Genomic DNA, 19,620 nt, shown 5'->3' on the forward strand with positions numbered 1-19,620 from the left:
CGCTCCACTTCTTGCACTAAATCATGACTTTGCGTCAGTGACCTTGCGGCTTAAGCATATGGCAAACGCAGCAGGTTGTGCAAAATCCGGTCACGATTGCGTTTTCGCCTCGGCTGGCAAGTTCAGGCAGACTTGACCGGTTTTGCAACAAAAGATGAGCGGAACTGTCGGATCAGACAGTTCCCGGACCGATTTAGGAGGCTTCATGTTCCGTACCCGTGCTTACCTGGCAACCCTGGCGGTGGCTGCTGTCCTGGCTGGTTGCAGCACTGGTGGCAATTCTGCTGGTGGCGCTGCACCAGCTACGCCGGCAGGCAATGATGGCCGCTGCGAAGCCAGCGGCGCCGATTTCGCCATTGGCAAGCCCGCCAGCGCCGAGCTGCTGGAGCAGGCGCGCAAGGCCAGTGGCTCGCAGATGGCCCGCATTCTCAAGCCGCATGATGTGGTTACCCTTGAGTACCGCTCCGAGCGCTTGAACCTGAATGTGGACGAGCAGGGCAAGGTAATTCGCGTCAACTGCGGTTGACACAGCCCGGAGGATCGACGCGGTCCCTGTAGGAGCGGCCTTGTGTCGCGATAGGGCCGCAAAGCGGCCCCGGCCATTGATGCTGCGAAGCTGAAACCCTGGGGCCGCTACGCGCCCCTTTCGCGACACAAGGCCGCTCCTACAAAAAAGCGAGCGCGTGCAGCCTGGTAAACGCCCATAAAAAAACCCGCCACAAGGGCGGGTTTTTTTACAGCTATCCGAATTACTCCGGACGAACCTGTGCAGCCTGCATGCCCTTCTGGCCGCGCTCGGCGACGAAGGAAACAGTCTGGCCTTCTTTCAGGCTCTTGAAGCCGTCAGATTCGATGGCCTTGAAGTGAACGAACAGGTCGTCGCCGCCGCCTGCTGGGGTGATGAAGCCGTAGCCTTTCTCATCATTGAACCATTTGACGGTGCCTTGTTGGCGATTGGACATGGGTGAATCTCCAGAACATTTAGTTTTTTCAGTGGTGCAATGCGGCCGAGGCTACGGAGCACGGAACACATCATAGTCTAATTCTGCGCATCTAGCGCCTTTTACCTTCGCAGGATGTTGATCCAGCTCAAAGAATGGCTGGTCTGCTCTGGCTTTAAGGTTTCAGCTCTTCGGTGCGCAGGCCTGTTTCACGACCGTCTGGGCCTTCTGCATCAGCTTAGCGTCCACGCCGTCCTTGCTGTCGAGGTCGGCAATCTCCGCGTCGGTGAAATTCTTTTTGATGGCTTGGGCGCCACAGTCGCAGTGTTTTTTCGCGGTTGCAGCATCAACGCCCTGGCCGCTGGCCACCTGCGTGCACTGGGCCATGTAGCCAGCCTCCTTTCCGGGCGGGAAGTTGCCGGCGTTCGCAGCCATGGGCAGCAGCAGGGCCCCAGCAGCCGCCAGGGCCAGAAGAGACGGAACTCGCATAACCAGTTACTCCTTGGGTTAAGGTCTCATCAAGAGTAGGTTGCTTCCCAAGGTCTGATAGGAATTTTTCCGCGTTAGTTCACCGCTGCGGCGTAATTTCCAAATATTTCTGCCTGGCGTGCAACCCGCGTGCTAGCATGCCCGGCTTGCAGCTGACAACTTGCAGCTTGCAGCTATCTTTTTTTCTTTCCAGTCACTCTGGTTCGTCCCTGGCAAGCCGAAAGGCTTCTGCCACTGTGAGGCAGGCTTCCCGTTGCGGGAAGGCAGGTCGGATCTTGTACTGGCTCATCCCAACCCACGTGACCTTTGGTAGGGGTCACCACTAGGAGAGGAGGCGCCATGCCCGTTATTACTCTTCCCGATGGCAGTCAACGTTCGTTCGATCATGCCGTATCCGTAGCCGAAGTCGCCGCTTCCATCGGCGCCGGCCTGGCCAAGGCCACCGTGGCCGGCAAGGTCGACGGCAAACTGGTCGATGCCTGCGACCTGATCAGCAACGACGCCACCCTGCAGATCATCACCCCTAAAGATGAAGAGGGACTGGAGATCATCCGTCACTCGTGCGCCCACCTGGTCGGCCACGCGGTGAAACAGCTGTACCCGACCGCCAAGATGGTGATCGGCCCGGTCATCGACGAAGGCTTCTACTACGACATCGCCTACGAGCGCCCCTTCACCCCTGAAGACATGGCCGCCATCGAAAAGCGCATGATGGAGCTGATCGACAAGGACTACGACGTCATCAAGAAGGTGACCCCGCGCGCCGAAGTCATCGACGTGTTCAAGGCCCGTGGCGAAGACTACAAGCTGCGCCTGGTCGAAGACATGCCGGACGAGCAGGCCATGGGCCTGTACTACCACGAAGAATACGTCGACATGTGCCGCGGCCCGCACGTGCCGAACACCCGCTTCCTCAAGGCATTCAAGCTGACCAAGCTGTCCGGCGCCTACTGGCGCGGTGATGCCAAGAACGAGCAGCTGCAACGCGTGTACGGCACCGCCTGGGCCGACAAGAAGCAGCTGGCTGCGTACATCCAGCGCATCGAAGAAGCCGAAAAACGCGACCACCGCAAGATCGGCAAGCAGCTCGACCTGTTCCACCTGCAGGAAGAAGCCCCGGGCATGGTGTTCTGGCACGCCAACGGCTGGACCGTGTACCAGGTACTCGAGCAGTACATGCGCCAGGTCCAGCGCGTCAACGGCTACCAGGAAATCAAGACCCCGCAGGTTGTCGACCGCATTCTCTGGGAGCGTTCCGGCCACTGGTCCAACTACGCCGAGAACATGTTCACCACTTCGTCGGAAAGCCGTGACTACGCGGTCAAGCCGATGAACTGCCCGTGCCACGTGCAGGTGTTCAACCAGGGACTGAAAAGCTACCGCGACCTGCCGCTGCGCCTGGCCGAGTTCGGTGCCTGCCACCGTAACGAGCCGTCCGGCGCCCTGCACGGCATCATGCGCGTGCGTGGCTTCGTGCAGGACGACGCGCACATCTTCTGCACCGAAGAACAGGTAAAGAAAGAAGCCGCCGACTTCATCAAGCTGACCCTGGACGTGTACAAGGACTTCGGCTTCACCGACATCGCCATGAAGCTGTCGACCCGCCCGGCCAAGCGCGTGGGTTCCGAAGAGCTGTGGGACCGTGCCGAAGGCGCACTGGCCGACGCCTTGAACGAATCGGGCCTGGAGTGGGAATACCAGCCGGGCGAGGGCGCCTTCTACGGCCCGAAGATCGAGTTCACCCTGCGCGACTGCCTCGGCCGTAACTGGCAGTGCGGTACCCTGCAGTACGACCCGAACCTGCCGGAACGCCTGGATGCCAGCTATATCGCCGAAGATAACAGCCGAGTTCGCCCGGTCATGCTGCACCGCGCCATCCTCGGTTCGTTCGAGCGCTTCATCGGCATGCTGATCGAGCACTACGCTGGCGTGTTCCCGGCCTGGCTGGCACCCACCCAGGCCGTGATCATGAACATCACCGACAAGCAGGCCGATTTCGCCCTCGAGGTGGAAAATACCCTGAACGGTAGCGGTTTCCGTGCCAAGTCGGACTTGAGAAATGAGAAGATCGGCTTTAAAATCCGCGAGCATACTTTGCTCAAGGTCCCGTACCTTTTGGTTATAGGGGATCGCGAAGTCGAAACGCAGACCGTCGCCGTACGCACCCGTGAAGGCAAAGACCTCGGCTCCATGCCGGTGGCTGAATTCACGCAGCTGCTCAACAGCGCTGTTGCCCAGCGCGGTCGCCTAGAATCGGAGTAATGACTATTAAGCGTGAAATGAGAAACGATAAACGAACTGCACCGAAAGCCCCGATCAACGAGAATATCTCGGCACGCGAGGTTCGGTTAATTGGCGCTGACGGCGAGCAGATTGGCATCGTCTCGATTGATGAAGCGCTTCGTATCGCTGATGAAGCGAAGCTGGATCTGGTGGAAATCTCTGCAGACGCGCAACCGCCCGTCTGCAAGGTGATGGACTACGGCAAGCACCTCTTCGAGAAGAAGAAGCAGGCCAACGAAGCCAAGAAAAACCAGAAGCAGATCCAGATCAAAGAAATCAAGTTTCGTCCAGGGACGGAAGAAGGGGATTACCAGGTAAAACTACGCAACCTGGTACGTTTCCTTACCGATGGGGACAAGGCCAAGATCTCTCTGAGATTCCGCGGCCGTGAGATGGCCCACCAGGAGCTGGGCATGGAGCTGTTGAAGCGGGTCGAAGCCGACCTCGCCGAATACGGCTCCGTTGAGCAGCATCCGAAGATGGAAGGACGCCAGCTTATGATGGTCATCGCCCCCAAAAAGAAGAAGTAATCTCCCGGGCACGGCAGGCCTGATGATTATTGTGTAATTTTATCGAATGCGGAGTTCCAACATGCCAAAAATGAAAACCAAGAGCGGTGCTGCGAAGCGCTTCCTGAAGACCGCTTCCGGCTTCAAGCACAAGCACGCTTTCAAGAGCCACATCCTGACCAAAATGTCGACCAAGCGTAAGCGTCAACTGCGCGGTGCCAGCCTGCTGCACCCGTCTGACGTGGCAAAAGTCGAGCGCATGCTGCGCGTACGTTAATTCTGGTTTAGATAGAGGAAGTTACTCATGGCTCGTGTTAAGCGTGGCGTCATCGCTCGTAAGCGTCACAAGAAAATTCTGAAACTGGCTAAAGGCTACTACGGTGCACGCTCGCGCGTATTCCGCGTTGCCAAGCAGGCTGTCATCAAGGCAGGTCAATATGCCTACCGTGACCGTCGTCAGAAGAAGCGTCAGTTCCGCGCACTGTGGATCGCTCGTATCAACGCCGGTGCCCGCACCAACGGTCTGTCCTACAGCCGTCTGATTGCTGGCCTGAAAAAGGCTTCGATCGAAATCGACCGTAAGGTTCTGGCCGATCTGGCAGTGAACGAAAAAGCGGCGTTTGCTGCGATTGTCGAGAAAGCTAAAGCCGTTCTGGCTTAAGTACCCGCGACAATCACCCGGCGGCGCTAGCGCCGTCGGGCATTGAACGTCATCGATAGGGGAAGAGCCTTCAAAGCTCTTCCCCTATTTTCGTATCTGGAGTCTGTACATGGAAAACCTGGATGCGTTGGTCTCCCAAGCCCTAGAGGCCGTGGAGCGCGCTGAAGACATCAATACCCTGGAACAGATCCGGGTGAATTATCTCGGCAAGAAAGGCGAGCTGACCCAGGTGATGAAGACCCTGGGCAACCTGCCAGCCGAAGAGCGGCCGAAAGTCGGCGCGCTGATCAACGACGCCAAAGAGCGCGTCACCGTTGTGCTCAATGCCCGCAAGGCCGCCTTCGAAGAAGCCGAGCTCAGCGCTCGCCTGGCTGCCGAATGCATTGACGTCACCCTGCCAGGCCGCGGCCAGGCCACTGGTGGCCTGCACCCGATCACCCGTACACTCGAGCGCATCGAGCAGTTCTTCACCCACATCGGCTACGGCATTGCCGAAGGCCCAGAGGTGGAAGACGACTACCACAACTTCGAAGCGCTCAACATCCCCGGCCACCACCCGGCCCGGGCGATGCACGACACCTTCTACTTCAATGCCAACATGCTGCTGCGCACCCACACCTCGCCGGTGCAGGTGCGGACCATGGAGTCCACCCAGCCGCCAATCCGCATTGTCTGCCCGGGCCGCGTATACCGTTGCGACTCGGATATCACCCACTCGCCGATGTTCCACCAGGTCGAAGGCCTGCTGATCGATCGCGATATCAACTTCGCCGACCTCAAGGGCACCATCGAAGAGTTCCTGCGCGTGTTCTTCGAAAAAGAACTGGCGGTACGTTTCCGCCCATCGTTCTTCCCCTTCACCGAGCCGTCCGCCGAAGTCGACATCCAGTGCGTGATGTGTTCCGGCAAAGGCTGCCGCGTGTGCAAGCAGACCGGCTGGCTGGAAGTGATGGGCTGCGGCATGGTGCACCCGAACGTGCTGCGCATGTCCGGCATCGACCCTGAAGAGTTCCAGGGCTTCGCCTTCGGCATGGGCGCCGAGCGCCTGGCCATGCTGCGCTACGGCGTCAACGATTTGCGTCTGTTCTTCGATAACGACCTGCGGTTCCTTGCCCAATTCCGCTAGGCCCAATCGACGCACATTCTAGGAGAACAGCATGAAATTCAGTGAACAGTGGCTGCGCGGTTGGGTAAACCCGCAAGTCTCCCGTGACGAACTGGTCGCCCGCCTGTCCATGGCCGGCCTCGAAGTCGACAGCGTTACCCCCGCTGCCGGCCAGTTCAGCGGCATCGTCGTGGGCGAAATCCTCGCCACCGAACAACACCCGGACGCCGACAAGCTGCGCGTGTGCCAGGTAAGCAACGGCCAGGAAACCTTCCAGGTCGTGTGCGGCGCCCCTAACGCCCGCCCAGGCATCAAGATCCCGTTCGCAATGATCGGCGCCGAACTGCCAGGCGACTTCAAGATCAAGAAGGCCAAGCTGCGCGGCGTCGAGTCCTTCGGCATGCTGTGCTCGGCTGCCGAGCTGCAAATCAGCGAAGAGAACGACGGCCTGCTGGAACTGGCTGCCGACGCCCCGGTTGGCGAAGACATTCGCCAGTACCTGAGCCTGGACGACGCCAGCATCGAAATCGGCCTCACCCCCAACCGCGGCGACTGCCTGTCCATCGCCGGCCTGGCCCGCGACGTCAGCGCCCTGTACGACACCCCGGTCACCCGCCCGGTAGTGCCAGCCGTACCGGCTGCCCACGACGAAGTGCGCCCGGTCGAAGTCAGCGCCCCGGCTGCCTGCCCACGCTACCTGGGCCGCGTCATCCGCAACGTCGACCTGAGCAAGCCGACCCCACTGTGGATGGTCGAACGCCTGCGCCGCAGCGACGTGCGCAGCATCGACGCCGCCGTCGACATCACCAACTACGTGATGCTCGAACTCGGCCAGCCGATGCACGCCTTCGACCTGGCAGAAATCAACGGCGGCATCCGCGTACGCATGGCCGAAGAGGGCGAGAAGCTCGTCCTGCTCGATGGCCAGGAAGTTGCCCTGCGCGCCGACACCCTGGTAATCGCCGACCACACCCGCGCCCTGGCCATTGCCGGCGTCATGGGTGGCGAGCACAGCGGTGTGAACACCGAAAAAACCCGCGACCTGTTCCTGGAAAGCGCCTTCTTCGAGCCAATCTCCGTCGCCGGTAAAGCCCGTTCCTACGGCCTGCACACCGACGCCTCGCACCGCTACGAGCGCGGCGTGGACTCGCAGCTGGCCCGCGAAGCCATCGAGCGCGCCACCCAGCTGCTGCTGGACATCGTCGGCGGCGAAGCCGGCCCGGTCGTCGAAGCCGTCAGCGAACAGCACCTGCCGCAAGTGGCCCCGGTCACCCTGCGCGCCGAACGCATCACCCAGATGCTCGGCATGGAAATGGACCCAGCCCAGGTCGAGCAGCTGCTGAACGCCCTTGAGCTGACCACTACCAAAACTGAAGAAGGGCAGTGGACCGTCAACGTCCCAAGCCACCGCTTCGACATCAGCCTGGAAGTGGACCTGATCGAAGAGCTGGCCCGCCTGTACGGCTACAACAACCTGCCGGTTCGCTACCCGCAAGCCCGCCTGGCCCCTCAGGGCAAGCCGGAAACCCGCGGTGACCTGCCGACCCTGCGCCGCCTGCTGGTTGCCCGCGGCTACCAGGAAGCCATCACCTACAGCTTCATCGACCCGAAACTGTTCGAACTGTTCAGCCCGGGCGTAGAGCCGCTGCTGCTGGCCAACCCCATCTCCAGCGACATGGCCGCCATGCGCGCGTCCCTGTGGCCGGGCCTGGTCAAGGCACTGCAGCACAACCTGAACCGCCAGCAAGACCGCGTGCGCCTGTTCGAAAGCGGCCTGCGCTTCGTCGGCCAGCTCGGCGACCTGAAGCAGCAGCCGATGATCGCCGGCGTTGTCACCGGCAGCCGCCTGCCAGAAGGCTGGGCCAACGGCCGCGACGGCGTCGACTTCTTCGACGTGAAGGCCGACGTGGAAGCCCTGCTGGGCTACTCCGGCGCCCTGAGCGACTTCACCTTCAGCGCCGGCAAGCACCCAGCCCTGCACCCAGGCCAGACCGCCGCCATCGAGCGTGACGGCAAGCTGGTCGGCTACCTCGGCGCCATCCATCCAGAGCTGGCAAAAGCCCTGGACCTGGACCGCCCGGTGTTCCTGTTCGAGCTGGTGCTGGGCGACGTGGTCGAAGGCCGCCTGCCGAAATTCAGCGAGCTGTCCAAGTTCCCGGAAACCCGCCGCGACCTGGCTTTGATCGCAGGACGTGATGTAGCTTCTAGCTCGGTGCTTGAAGTAATTCGTGACAATGCAGGCGAATGGCTCACAGACCTCAGGCTGTTTGATGTCTACCAAGGTAAAGGCATTGATCCTGATAGAAAAAGCCTTGCCGTCGGCTTGACCTGGCAGCATCCATCGCGCACTCTTAACGACGATGAGGTGAACGCCGCACTGCAAAACATCCTCACCTCGCTCGAACAAAGGTTGAACACCACGTTAAGGAAATAACGGCATGGGTGCTCTGACGAAAGCTGAGATGGCCGAAAGGCTGTACGAGGAGCTGGGGCTTAACAAGCGTGAGGCCAAGGAGCTGGTCGAGCTGTTTTTTGAAGAAATTCGGCACGCACTTGAAGAGAACGAGCAGGTCAAGCTGTCCGGTTTCGGCAACTTCGACCTTCGCGACAAACGCCAGCGGCCGGGCCGCAACCCCAAGACAGGGGAAGAAATCCCGATCACTGCACGGCGCGTCGTCACCTTTCGTCCAGGGCAGAAGTTGAAGGCCCGGGTTGAGGCCTATGCTGGAACCAAGCCATAACGACGAACTGCCCCCCATACCGGGCAAAAGGTACTTCACCATTGGTGAGGTGAGTGAGCTTTGTGCGGTAAAACCGCACGTGCTGCGGTATTGGGAGCAGGAGTTCGATCAGCTCAATCCCGTGAAGCGGCGGGGGAACCGGCGGTATTATCAGCGGCAGGATGTGCTGATGATTCGCCAGATTCGTGCGCTGCTTTATGACCAGGGGTTCACTATTGGCGGGGCTCGGTTGAGGCTATCCAGTGATGAGGCCAAGGATGAGTCGAGCCAGTACAAGCAGCTGATTCGGCAGATGATTGTCGAGTTGGAGGATGTGTTGGTGGTGTTGAAGAAGTGACCTGGGTTTTTGATGAGTGAAATTTTTTGAGAAAAAGCTTTCATTTATCAGGAGGTTAGGGTACATTCTTCATCGTTCTCGGTAGCATTGAGAACATGCTTCAAAGCCCAGTCGGGGCGTAGCGCAGCCCGGTAGCGCACTTGCATGGGGTGCAAGGGGTCGAGTGTTCGAATCACTCCGTCCCGACCATTATTGAAACGAAAAAGCCCAGTCGGTAACGACTGGGCTTTTTTTTTGCATTTCTCATCTGATATTGGAGAATCATCTATCTTCAATAGGAATCCACATTGTAATGGCTTTGTGCTATGTTCATTAAGAGTATTGAATTGAATGGTCATGGCGGACCTACGGAAACTACCCTGACCAGAAATTGATGATGTAAGCTCTTCATGGAGAGGTTATGGTTTTGTCAATGGACCCAGGAATATCTGATGCAGAATGGGGATGCTCTTATCATGAAGTAGCTGGGGCACTTGGTGTTACGGAAATAAAAATATGTTTTGTCAATGTTCGTGATCTTTCAGAGTTTTCCAAAAGGTTGACTCACTCTGTTTTAGACGACTCATGGATGACTAAGCTAGATAAAGGTAGTCGCCGGCAATACGACTATACAGTTAAAGAAACAGCAGGAGTCTTAGTTGATATTTTTAACCGGGCATCAGCTGGCGGGGTGATCGGTGCGGAGTTTGGTGAACTAATGGTTTCCATCGGTTCAGCAAGAGCTTTAGAAAGAATTTTTTCGCATGCAAGACTGCCAATAGCCGAGTTATGGAAGCCGCAAGTTAAGCAAAATGAAGGTTTCGATTTTCACACGGTTTGCACAGAAGAATTTATAAATTTTGGTGAGGCGAAGTTTTCAGCTCATAGCAATCCACATGGCAATGCGATCTCCCAAATTGGCGACTTTTTATCGGTTGACAAACATTTTCGTGATCGGGGGCACTTAGAGAAGCTAGTTAAACCTACGTCTATTGCAAACCTTGATGACGAAAAATTTGGTGTTGTTGCCGCGTTTTCTATCAACTCGGAAAATCCATTAACGATCTTTACAAATGCGCTAAAAACTGCGGTGGATTTTGTCGGGGCTAATAATGTGGCTGGCTTTTACTTGGTGGGGGTCAGTGAAAGTGCTGCATAAAATAAATCATATTAAAGCATCTGTTGATCCGTATTCTGACATATCCGGATTGCTAAAAATACTTCATCTGGAAGGGCCGGCTAGTTCTGATATTTTAGAGTCGTTGGCTCTATATAAGGTTTTTCATTCTGAGAGCTTCAAGGAGTTAGAGGAGCGGATAATTATCGCGATAGGTTTATTCTACAAGGTTAAAGAACCTACGAGCCTCTATTCGTTCTTGATGGCTTCTGTAGGTATTCAGCATAAGCTCGAGTATGGCGCTCTTCTTACCCCTGTCCAGGCTAGCGTCCGCCGAGCTATAAATGATAATCAGTATGTGTCAATCTCTGCCCCAACTAGTGCTGGTAAGTCCTATTCGATAAGGGATTTCATAGCAGAGCAGAAAGGTGACGCAGTTATTGTAGTTCCTTCTAGAGCTCTAATTGCAGAGTACGTTGCTAGCATTCGTGACAGGTTTGCTGGCGATAAGACAGTTATGATATCTACTTTCGTAGATACTGTTTTCACTAGCCGCAATCTGAGGAGGATTTTTATCCTAACTCCGGAGAGAGCACGAGAGCTATTTGTAATTGGTCCAAAGCTAGATGTGGCTGTTTTCTTTTTCGATGAGGCGCAGGTTTCCGAAGATGCAAGTCGGGGAGTGATTTTCGATGTCTTGGTTAGGCGTGTTAATAAAATATTTCCAAGTGCAAAGCTTATTTTTGCTCACCCATTTGTAGATAATCCCGAAGCACAATTTACGAAACATAACTTACCATCTTCAGCTGCATATGCTAGGCCCTACACCCATGGCTCAGTTGGAAAGATAAGCGTGTTTCGTCACGGTAATGGAGGTGATTACTATTTTTCGCCATTTGAGGAAAAAGGCCACATATTGACGAAGTGTGCGGAGTTTGAGGGGGGCTTTGAGGGTTTTGCATTTAGCGGAAATCATTCAATATTGGTGTATGTATCAAAATCTTCAATTTATAGCGGAAGGTTTACCGAAGGTTTTGATGCCTATATTTCAAGTTTGGAAAACATTTCGGAGCAGCGGGCACTGAATATTATCAGTGCGGTAGAGCATATGCTCGGTGCTGATATAAGTGGGCATAACTCAAAGCTAGTTGCACTTTTGCGCAAAGGTGTAGTAATCCACCACGGGTCCGTTCCACTTGAGGTTAGGTTTCTTATTGAGGACTTTATTCGCGGACGATATGCGAAGCTCTGCTTTGCAACTAGCACTCTAGCCCAAGGTGTAAATATGCCGTTCGATATTGTCTGGTTGCAGACAATGAGAATCAGCGGGGAGAGTAGCGAAGACAGATCGTTGGCATTTAAAAATCTGATTGGTAGGGCAGGTCGCCTTACAGATGAACAAAAATTTGATTATGGGTATGTATTTACCGAGAATGCAAAATTATATGCTCAGCGTCTTAATGACTCTTATAGATTGAGTGAAGTTTCGATTATTGATTCGGACGGTTTTGACGCGAATGAAGATACACAAGAGGTAATGGATGCTTTTCGGAGCAATACATTTAATGAAGACTTTAACTTGCCAGAGAAAAAAATTGATAGACTGAGCGCTCCGGCCGTGTTGGCAGCATGCCAAACGGTACTAGATATCATGTACTCAGGTTCGGGTGAAAAGCAAGACATCTCAGGTGAGGCACTGCAACCGTTAAGAATCAAGGTTCGTGAAAGCCTTAAGCTTATTTTTGAGGCCTCAATAAACCGGAAGCTTCTGGATGGTGAGGTGGCAGTCTTTAGAACGGCAATTGTTATATTTTTGTTGGCTACAGGAGGCTGGAGCTTTCGAGAGATCGCCGGCATTAGATATAGTGATATATCGAAGCGGAATGAACGGCGTGTTGGCGTAGCCGAATTTGCTCAAGCCGCAGCCAAATTGCCAGATGCAAGTTTAAAAAAGCCATACCCGCTTGTGAAGGGGGTTTTGGCAAAGGATGTTAGTTATGACGCTGTAGTTTTCGATACATACGACTATATGGATCAAGTTATTTCATTTTCACTTGTGGATGTTTTTTCGGCAGCTTTTAAAATATACGTATCGAGAACTGCTGATGATCGAGCAAATAAAATGATAGAGCTGCTTCGCTATGGGACTAATAATGTGATTCATATGCTGCTAATGCGTTATGGCTTCCCGCCTGAGGCTGTTGGTGAGGTCTCAGGTTATATAAAGTTCATAAATGAAAGAGAAATTATATTTAATGATGGCGTAAATGATGCTCCGGCGCATGTTAAGAGTCTCGTGAGTTGGTATTTGCCTTGAGTTAGTTGGGTGTAGTTGCTCTCCAGTTTATGAAGGTGTAGTTAAATGGCGGTTCAAGATTTAGCGTTTGTTAGAAGGAAAAGTTCAACTGGCGGCTTTGGAGTCGTCATGTCGGAGTCCTCTTGCTTATGATCTTTCACTCCCTCACTGGGTAGCTTTTTTCTCTAGGAGAAGAAGAATTTCTTAGTTTTTTACAGTGCCGACTATTTCTTAAACAGCGAGATATTTAGCAATGTGCCTGGACCATCGTGGTGATGGATTTTGCAATTATTGAAGCATTCAGGTCAATCAAGTGTGCACGGCTGCGGAAGTACTGCGCGGTCTGCTCATCGCTGCAGTAGATATAGCAACCCTTCATTCCGCGCGTCATCAAGGTTCGGTAGGTGTTCTTGATAATAAGGTCCACTAGCTCGCGCGTTTCCTCCGGTTCCGTCTTCATTCGACTTTTGTATCCTCGAATAGAACGATCATGCTTATCCCTCATCTCGGGGGCAGTCTGCACTTGCCCATTGCGTATCACCAGGTCCGGACCAATGATCACGCCGATGTAGTCAACCTCCAGTCCTTGACAGGTATGAATGCAGCCGACCTGCTCGATGGATTTCTCCGCAATGATCCATAGGCTCCCGTCTTGGTCGAGGTTCCATTTACGACGGTAGTTTTCTCCAATGACGATGTCGTAGGCAGAAGGCTGTTTCTTGCTGGTCCAAGGCCAGCAATAACCTGCCACGACTCGGGCCTTGTTATGGTCATTCTTCTTTTCGATCGCTGCGTGCAGTGCTTCGGGGCTATCGAAAACCTTAAACTCGTAAAGGCTACTGTCCAGGTGCCGGTTGGCAGTCGGGCGCACTTGCAGGACGTCGTCCAGCCAGGCCAGGTATCCATCCGAGCCATTGCAACGGAACTGGGAGCTGAGGGTGTACTCCTCAACCTGTGCTCCTTTAGCCTCAGCGAATGCTCGGATCGCATCTCGGCTGCCGATATCACTCAGGGTGACGCGTTGATCTTCGTCGATGAAGAAGATGGTGCAGGCCGAGGCGTTGATCAGTTCTTTGATCTGGTTTTCGCCGAGGTTTCCGTAAAGACCGCTCTTTTCGTTGAGGCGGTGGGCCTCATCGACCACCAAAAAGTCATTGGTATTCGCGTTGGTATCTACAAATGCCCCTGAGCCCACGAACAGATGGGAAAAGCGGCTTCGAGTAATAGAGCCAGCCAGTTTGCTTTCATACACTTTTCGCGGTGCGGCATTTTTTGATACGTACCGGCCGTTCAGGCCTTGTCCGGTGAGCTTAACTAGTAGGTTCAGCGCTACCACCGTCTTGCCTGTGCCAGGTCCGCCTTGAATGATCACAACCCTTGGTTTTTCGGCGGACGCAGCTGTACCGGCAGCTATGGCTGCTTCGAAGATCTCTTTCTGATCGTCGATCAGAATGAATTCCGGTTGAGCCTTCAGTAAGCCCTTCAGCGAATCCGCCAATGCTTTGGATGGGCGGATAGGGCTATCCATCAGCTCATGCAGTACAGTTCTATTGTCACCACTGGCGATGTGCTGTTTGATGAACGAGCGCAGGTGGCCCAGCTGATCCTTACCCTTCATGAACAGCGGGGCGCGGGTGGTGTAGTCCTCATACTGCTTGGCATCGAGCACGCCGTCGGGGACGTAGTTGTGTAAATAGGCGCAGGCTTGAACCTGAATGCCACCCGAGTGAACGGCCTCGTTGAAGCCCTCTAGCAAGCAGGCGTAAGACCAAGCCTGGTACGACGGGTGTACGGTCTCCCGAACGTTGCCGCCAAGTGCTGTGCGCACAATCGCATCTTTGTTGGTGGCCTTCGCTTGACTCCACTGTTTGAGCTCAACCAACAGAACGCTGCGCTGGCCCTGGGCATTGAAGCCGGTCAGGGTTACATCGACTCGCTTTGAGGTCTGTGGTATGTGCAATTCGATCGCTACGCCCATATCCTCGGCCAAATCAGATGCCCGCAGCACCTTGGCCATGGCGCCAAGGGAGTTCTTCCAGGCATTCATTTCTGCTGCGGCCACCAGCTTGCCGGTCGCAGTTTTGAAACTCTGCAGAATTACATCTTCGATGTCGTCGTTATCGCTGTCGTGTAGGAACTGCGATTTGGTCGCTTCGTAAACGATCAAGGTCCTTCTTCCTTACTGAAGCTGGGCAATCAGAGTTGGTCGTACTTCTTCGCTGTATTGCGGGCTTTTTCGACTGGGTACTTTTCGCCGTTAAGGCGCAGCTTGCGCTGGGCTGCGGCGTCAAGGTCCACGCCCAGTACCGAGGAAAGGCGCACCAGATACATCAGCACGTCGGCGAGCTCATCCTCGACGGCTTGCGCTGTTTCCGGGTTGCGGGCTGCGGACTTGGAGGCGTCTTCGCTGAGCCATTGGAAGACCTCAGTTAACTCACCGACTTCACCACTCAGAGCCATGACTAGGTTCTTGGGTGAATGGAACTGGGCCCAGTTGCGGTCGCTGGCGAACTGCTCAAGGGCCTGGGCCAGGCGGGTGATATCGACAAGTTGGGTTGAAGTGGTGGGGGTTGTCACGAGCGCGTCCTGTGGCGGCGGGCGAACTGTGCTGTTTTCAGCCACCGTTTCGCCTTCGTTGCAGATGCTGGACACCATACTTCCTACAGACGAAATGAGAAAGAGCGTAGGAATATTCTGGTGCGTCTGACGGCGTGGGACTAGCGCGCGTGATAGGTAAACACGCCGTTGTTAGCCGGTTGTGCGGCCTTGTGCGGCTTGATTTTGCGTAGGAAAAAGCTGAGAGTGGCGACGAAAATCACCGCAAGGATGCTTAGCCAGTGCCCCAGCTTTCCCTCCTGAAAAGCCCCGCCGCCGTACAGGCTGCAATGGATGAGTTTTCGCATCTGGGTCGGGTGGCGTTCCTCAAACGCTATGGTTTCGGTAAGTCCAGAGACTACATGGTTCGCAACCCTCGAACCGGGGAGCCATGCGACTCGAAGGCGATCGTGGGTGTTGCCTTTGGTAAGCAGTTTCCTAATCAAGGCGTGCTTAGGGCCGAGGATTTCTCTGGCGGTGAAATGACCGTGGTTCCGCTGCTCCAGGCTTTGGGTTTTGACGTTATACGGATTGGGGAGGATTGGACGGAAAATGAGGTCCAGGCCACGGTCGCTGACTATTTCGAAATGCTCCGTTTAGAAGCTGATGGCTTGGCGTTCAACAAGTCCGAGCACAACGAACTCTTGCGCAAGCAGTTGAGAGGCCGAAGCAAAGCGTCCGTAGAGCTTAAGCACCAGAACATCAGTGCTGTACTCGCAGGCATGGGCCTGCCTTTTATCCAAGGCTACAAACCGCGCGGCAACAGCCAATTATTATTGCGGAAGGCTGTTCAAGATTACGTGCGTCGACATTCGGCAGATGTGGGCAAGATTGTCGATGGGTTGGAGGAGGTGAAGACTCCGGCACAGAGGTCTTACTCGGCAGTGCTGGTCGAAGCTCCGGTTATGGAAGAGCGGCGCAAGCTGGTTGCACCGACACGTAATCGACAACGTCTACCGCGCAAGCTTGACTACGCCGCTCGGGACGAAGCGAATCGAAAACTTGGACGATTGGGCGAGGATTGGGTGATTGGTTATGAGCAGCATCGCCTGACTGAGATGGGGCATCCTGAGTTGTTCCAAAAGCTGGAGTGGATCTCGGACACGCAAGGTGATGGTGCTGGCTACGACATTCTATCGTTTGAGAGCGATGTTCACCATCGCTATATCGAGGTAAAGGCGACGAATGGAGGGATCTCATCTCCATTTATTGTGAGTCATAATGAATTGGAGTTCTCTGCAGAAGCAGGGAATCAGTTTTACCTTTATCGAGTTTTCCAGCTTGGCGGCGAGCCGAAGCTTTTTATCTTGCAAGGCGATCTATCGAGTCAGCTTTACCTAAAACCATTGGATTTTAGGGCAAGCTTCCGTGAGTATTTTCAATAATGTCCCCATTCTGACTCTCGGCTCTGAATTCTAAGGGGGAATATTGCAGGCTTATGGAAAAGATTTCAGAGTTGTTGTTCCTTAGGGTGTGGCCATTGATTTGCGCCACTGCCTCAGATGTTCGAACACTTTTAAGTTCGAACAAAACATTTATGTGTCGAATGAAAACCAGGGCTGACATCTGCCCTCGTGCTTGGCTTTTTGGGCTATTTGCCGCTGCACTACTTGGTCTACTGGGTCTGCCGTCACTGCGGTTAGCTGGAGTCAGACCGAGCCTGGAGATGGCGGTAGTGATGACCACGATCAATTGGATTTTAATAGTAATTTATGGCGCATGCTTCGGGATCGGAGCTGCTATGTTCAGGACGCGACAGCATGTGATGGTGAGCATAAACACCTTTTTCTATCTCTCGATTTGGATCGTGATATTGAAGGTGTTTGAGATCCCTGCGCTCGGCGCGCGCTTCGGTGCCTTGGCGCAAAACTGCGCGTCGCTGGATTACAGTAGTGCTGTCACGGAGGCCATTCAGAAGAGCCACCTGACACGCGTATCAGATGCGGTGGTAGGTGTAGGGTATCTCTTCTTCACGCTTCATATGGTCCGGGTTACAAAAGAGTTGCATGATTTCGGATGGATGCGGGCTGTAGCGAATACGCTCTTAGCGATGGCTCTTCTAAGCGCAGTCGTCTCCTTTGTACAAGGGCCGATCATAGCGCAGCTAGTTTGTAGCTACTCCGGAAAATACTAGCAATGTCAATGCGTATTTGATTTTTGGTGGTGGGTGCGTTTCGAGCGCCTCTAAAAACCTGATGTCTGCTGTAGTGACTATTTACGGAGTTACGCTGGGGTATTAGGTGCTGGGGGCCGCTTTGCGGCCCTTTCGCAATACAAGCCTGCTACCAGAGGGCTTTTTAGGCCTATAACCGCGCGTGCTTCAATGATTTTTCATCATGCCCAGCTCGGCATCATCCATCAGCGCCTTAGCCAATGCGCAGAGGTAATGCGAAGCCCAGATCAGCTGGGGTTTGTCTTCCATCAAGCCGTCCAGGGTCATATCCCGTGCGTAGCCCATAAGCTCCGAGGCTTGTTCGCGGGCGCTCTGGCAGGGGATGCCAGCTTCGATGCGGAACAGCGGATGGGTCTGGTTTTCCCCTTGGTAGAAGGTGGTTTTGCCGACGGTGAATTTGGTTTCTTCTGTGGTCATTGTTCTATCTCCCCGAAATCTCTAGTACCTGGTCTGGCCTCATCGCCGGCAAGCCAGCTCCCACAAATACTGCACAGGCCTCGAGATCTGTGGCGCAGTTTAGATCCATGTGGGAGCCTTGCTTGCTGGCGATAGGGGCAGCCCAGGCGACACATAAATGAAGCCTTAGTGCAAAGTCCTAGGCTCAGTGGGCATTTGCACCTGGATCAGTGCGGACTCAAGCAAAGCTCGCAGCGTCTCCAGTTCATGCATCGAGGTCATCATCAAAATCGACGCAGGCGATTTGGGCTGCAGCAGCATTGCCTGATGCACGACGGTCGCCGCGCATAGCGCGTAGTCCGTGGCTTGGATCAGGGTGTCTTCAAGGCAGAGAGTCTTGTGGGGAGGATCTGGAACGATCTTGAGCATGGTGAAGCTCCAACGTAGAAGGAGGAACTACCACGGCCATGCCGTCAAGCAATGGGGTGGTAGCTGTACGCGGGTTGACGGACCGAGACGTTGGCACTCGGCGCACCACAGGGTGCCCGCACGTACAGCCACCATAAAAGTGTGCACATGAGGACAGCGTCATCGGTCCGTCAAAACCGGTCGCTGAATTGGCAGCGACGAGCCGAGACTAAAATCCACGTTGGTCATGTGCAACGAAAAACAGGCGCAGGGAGTATCTTTGGGAAATGGCCTACAAGGAAGGGGCTAATTCTGACTTTTTTTGCCCATTCACCCTCACAGCATGCAACGCCGGCTGCTCTGTTAACGGTTTGTGGCTCTCAAAAAGCTTTCCACTCACGAATCCCTGTATCCAGTTATGTCGCGATGTCAACAAACGGCCCAGCATGGACTTTCACCACTCAAGCCTTGAAACTGACCCGCTGGCATCTGGACCAAGGCAGGTCACGGGCCAGCCCCTGACAACGGACGCCAAGTAACAGCCCATGGAATGCACCGAAGATGAATATCGAAGCTTTTGCCCCTTTCCAGCGCCTCGCCACTGACCTGTTGAAGTACCTACCGGCTGACCAGCCAGATGGCTCCCACGACCTGTCCCACATCCATCGCGTATGGGTCAACGCGCAACGGATACAGCGCGTAGAAGGCGGCGACCTGGAAGTGCTGCTTGCAGCGACTGTGCTGCATGATTGTGTCGCAGTAGAAAAGAACTCGCCCTTGCGTGGGCAGGCGTCAACGCTGTCCGCACAAAGAGCGGCGTCAATCCTGGCTGATATGGGCTGGCCCTTGCAGCGCATCGAGCAGGTGGCGCATGCAGTCAAAACCCACAGCTACTCGGCTGGCTTCGAACCACTCACCCTTGAGGCCAGGATTCTTCAGGACAGCGATCGCCTGGACGCCATAGGTGCAGTGGGTATCGCCCGGTGTTTTTACGTTTCCGGGCGAATGGGGTCGGCGCTGTACGATTTCGAGAACCCCGCGGCGTGGGGGAGGGAGTATCAGGACAAGGCGTATGCGGTCGAGCACTTTCATACCAAGCTGCTCAAGCTTGCGTCAGGGTTTAAAACTGCTGAAGGGGCTCGACTGGCTGCTGAACGCCATGCTCGGCTTGAAGCTTATCTTGCAGATTTTATGGATGAGATCGGGGCGATCGGGCCCGACAAGCCTTTCTGAATCATGGCTTCTGGGCAATCCTCGTTGCAGTAAAGGACTGCTCATAACTTGATCTGGGTTAAAGGGGCGTGGCGGGCTGGATCAATCGGCGATCTGTACCTTCAACTGAATGAAACATTTTGCTTGAGGTTGAGCGGCTGTCGATGTGCCATCATGACATTCCATGCCTTGGCTGATGCCCATGGTTCATCCCAAGCGGGCGATCCTTATGTATGAGTCGGAAAAGCAGGGGCGATTCAAGGAATAGAGGTAGAGCTGTCTAAGCTCTGGTAAATGGGTTTATTCAGCAACCAGAAATGCTACCTCGGGCATGCCATGTTCTACTGCGATTTTTCTGCTTGGGTTGGGAGATTGTTG

The 19,620-nt window shown here is 54.7% G+C and carries 20 protein-coding genes and 1 tRNA gene; 15 read left to right on the forward strand and 6 right to left on the reverse strand.

Going from position 1 to position 19,620, the window contains the following annotated elements; genetic code table 11:
* Window positions 1-205 precede the first annotated feature (205 nt).
* Window positions 206-526: an I78 family peptidase inhibitor gene (locus ABNP31_RS09670; protein WP_085619066.1), complete on the forward strand. Its 321-nt coding sequence runs from the start codon at window positions 206-208 to the stop codon at window positions 524-526.
* A 223-nt stretch (window positions 527-749) separates the two neighbouring features.
* Here the strand turns inward: ABNP31_RS09670 and ABNP31_RS09675 are convergent, their stop codons facing one another.
* Both ABNP31_RS09675 and ABNP31_RS09680 read right to left on the reverse strand, forming a co-directional pair.
* Window positions 750-962: a cold-shock protein gene (locus ABNP31_RS09675; protein ID WP_003250656.1), complete on the reverse strand. Its 213-nt coding sequence runs from the start codon at window positions 960-962 to the stop codon at window positions 750-752.
* 162 nt (window positions 963-1,124) lie between these two features.
* Window positions 1,125-1,430, reverse strand: coding sequence for a hypothetical protein (locus ABNP31_RS09680; protein WP_085619064.1), 306 nt, complete (start codon window positions 1,428-1,430; stop codon window positions 1,125-1,127).
* A 339-nt stretch (window positions 1,431-1,769) separates the two neighbouring features.
* On the opposite strand from ABNP31_RS09680, the gene thrS reads away from it, so the two are divergent.
* From thrS to ABNP31_RS09735, 11 genes are all read left to right on the forward strand, one after another.
* On the forward strand, window positions 1,770-3,692 hold the full coding sequence (gene thrS, locus ABNP31_RS09685; RefSeq protein WP_013972004.1) for a threonine--tRNA ligase: 1,923 nt from the start codon (window positions 1,770-1,772) through the stop codon (window positions 3,690-3,692).
* Window positions 3,692-4,243, forward strand: a complete 552-nt coding sequence (gene infC, locus ABNP31_RS09690) for a translation initiation factor IF-3 (RefSeq protein WP_013972005.1) — start codon at window positions 3,692-3,694, stop codon at window positions 4,241-4,243. The genes thrS and infC overlap by 1 nt, the downstream gene beginning before the upstream one ends.
* A 61-nt stretch (window positions 4,244-4,304) precedes the next feature.
* Window positions 4,305-4,499, forward strand: coding sequence for a 50S ribosomal protein L35 (rpmI, locus tag ABNP31_RS09695; RefSeq protein ID WP_003250667.1), 195 nt, complete (start codon window positions 4,305-4,307; stop codon window positions 4,497-4,499).
* Between the two features lie 27 nt (window positions 4,500-4,526).
* A complete protein-coding gene (gene rplT, locus ABNP31_RS09700) occupies window positions 4,527-4,883 on the forward strand; it encodes a 50S ribosomal protein L20 (protein ID WP_003250671.1) in 357 nt (118 codons plus the stop codon).
* A 109-nt stretch (window positions 4,884-4,992) separates the two neighbouring features.
* Window positions 4,993-6,009: a phenylalanine--tRNA ligase subunit alpha gene (gene pheS / locus ABNP31_RS09705; RefSeq protein ID WP_013972006.1), complete on the forward strand. Its 1,017-nt coding sequence runs from the start codon at window positions 4,993-4,995 to the stop codon at window positions 6,007-6,009.
* 31 nt (window positions 6,010-6,040) lie between these two features.
* Window positions 6,041-8,422, forward strand: coding sequence for a phenylalanine--tRNA ligase subunit beta (gene pheT, locus ABNP31_RS09710; RefSeq protein ID WP_350013238.1), 2,382 nt, complete (start codon window positions 6,041-6,043; stop codon window positions 8,420-8,422).
* A gap of 4 nt (window positions 8,423-8,426) precedes the next feature.
* Window positions 8,427-8,729 carry an integration host factor subunit alpha gene (gene ihfA, locus ABNP31_RS09715; protein WP_003250679.1) on the forward strand — a complete coding sequence of 101 codons (303 nt, stop codon included), beginning with the start codon at window positions 8,427-8,429 and terminating at the stop codon, window positions 8,727-8,729.
* Window positions 8,710-9,066 (forward strand): MerR family transcriptional regulator, encoded by a 357-nt coding sequence (locus ABNP31_RS09720; RefSeq protein ID WP_003250681.1) that lies wholly within the window; start codon window positions 8,710-8,712, stop codon window positions 9,064-9,066. The genes ihfA and ABNP31_RS09720 overlap by 20 nt, the downstream gene beginning before the upstream one ends.
* Window positions 9,067-9,178: 112 nt before the next feature.
* Window positions 9,179-9,255 (forward strand) — tRNA-Pro (locus ABNP31_RS09725).
* A gap of 211 nt (window positions 9,256-9,466) precedes the next feature.
* Window positions 9,467-10,204, forward strand: coding sequence for a hypothetical protein (locus ABNP31_RS09730; protein WP_350013239.1), 738 nt, complete (start codon window positions 9,467-9,469; stop codon window positions 10,202-10,204).
* Window positions 10,188-12,479: a DEAD/DEAH box helicase gene (locus tag ABNP31_RS09735; RefSeq protein ID WP_350013240.1), complete on the forward strand. Its 2,292-nt coding sequence runs from the start codon at window positions 10,188-10,190 to the stop codon at window positions 12,477-12,479. The genes ABNP31_RS09730 and ABNP31_RS09735 overlap by 17 nt, the downstream gene beginning before the upstream one ends.
* Before the next feature lie 226 nt (window positions 12,480-12,705).
* Here the strand turns inward: ABNP31_RS09735 and ABNP31_RS09740 are convergent, their stop codons facing one another.
* Both ABNP31_RS09740 and ABNP31_RS09745 read right to left on the reverse strand, forming a co-directional pair.
* Entirely contained in the window at window positions 12,706-14,625 is a 1,920-nt protein-coding gene (locus ABNP31_RS09740) for a DUF2075 domain-containing protein (protein WP_350013241.1), read from the reverse strand.
* A gap of 29 nt (window positions 14,626-14,654) precedes the next feature.
* Entirely contained in the window at window positions 14,655-15,035 is a 381-nt protein-coding gene (locus tag ABNP31_RS09745) for a nucleotide pyrophosphohydrolase (RefSeq protein WP_100414114.1), read from the reverse strand.
* Between the two features lie 260 nt (window positions 15,036-15,295).
* Between ABNP31_RS09745 and ABNP31_RS09750 the strand changes: the two genes are divergently transcribed.
* Together ABNP31_RS09750 and ABNP31_RS09755 are read left to right on the forward strand one after the other, a co-directional pair.
* Window positions 15,296-16,438: a DUF3883 domain-containing protein gene (locus tag ABNP31_RS09750; protein ID WP_167506593.1), complete on the forward strand. Its 1,143-nt coding sequence runs from the start codon at window positions 15,296-15,298 to the stop codon at window positions 16,436-16,438.
* Between the two features lie 293 nt (window positions 16,439-16,731).
* Complete coding sequence (locus ABNP31_RS09755) at window positions 16,732-17,187, forward strand: hypothetical protein (RefSeq protein WP_137108999.1); 456 nt, start codon at window positions 16,732-16,734, stop codon at window positions 17,185-17,187.
* Window positions 17,188-17,373: 186 nt separating this feature from the next.
* Here the strand turns inward: ABNP31_RS09755 and ABNP31_RS09760 are convergent, their stop codons facing one another.
* On the reverse strand, window positions 17,374-17,643 hold the full coding sequence (locus ABNP31_RS09760; protein WP_061302515.1) for a DUF3077 domain-containing protein: 270 nt from the start codon (window positions 17,641-17,643) through the stop codon (window positions 17,374-17,376).
* Between the two features lie 165 nt (window positions 17,644-17,808).
* Entirely contained in the window at window positions 17,809-18,051 is a 243-nt protein-coding gene (locus tag ABNP31_RS09765; RefSeq protein ID WP_025338548.1) for a hypothetical protein, read from the reverse strand.
* A 540-nt stretch (window positions 18,052-18,591) separates the two neighbouring features.
* Here ABNP31_RS09765 and ABNP31_RS09770 point away from each other — a divergent pair.
* Window positions 18,592-19,263 carry an HD domain-containing protein gene (locus ABNP31_RS09770; RefSeq protein WP_350013242.1) on the forward strand — a complete coding sequence of 224 codons (672 nt, stop codon included), beginning with the start codon at window positions 18,592-18,594 and terminating at the stop codon, window positions 19,261-19,263.
* The last annotated feature ends 357 nt before the right edge of the window (window positions 19,264-19,620 follow it).

The organism is Pseudomonas asiatica (assembly GCF_040214835.1).
Lineage (GTDB): Bacteria > Pseudomonadota > Gammaproteobacteria > Pseudomonadales > Pseudomonadaceae > Aquipseudomonas > Aquipseudomonas putida_Z.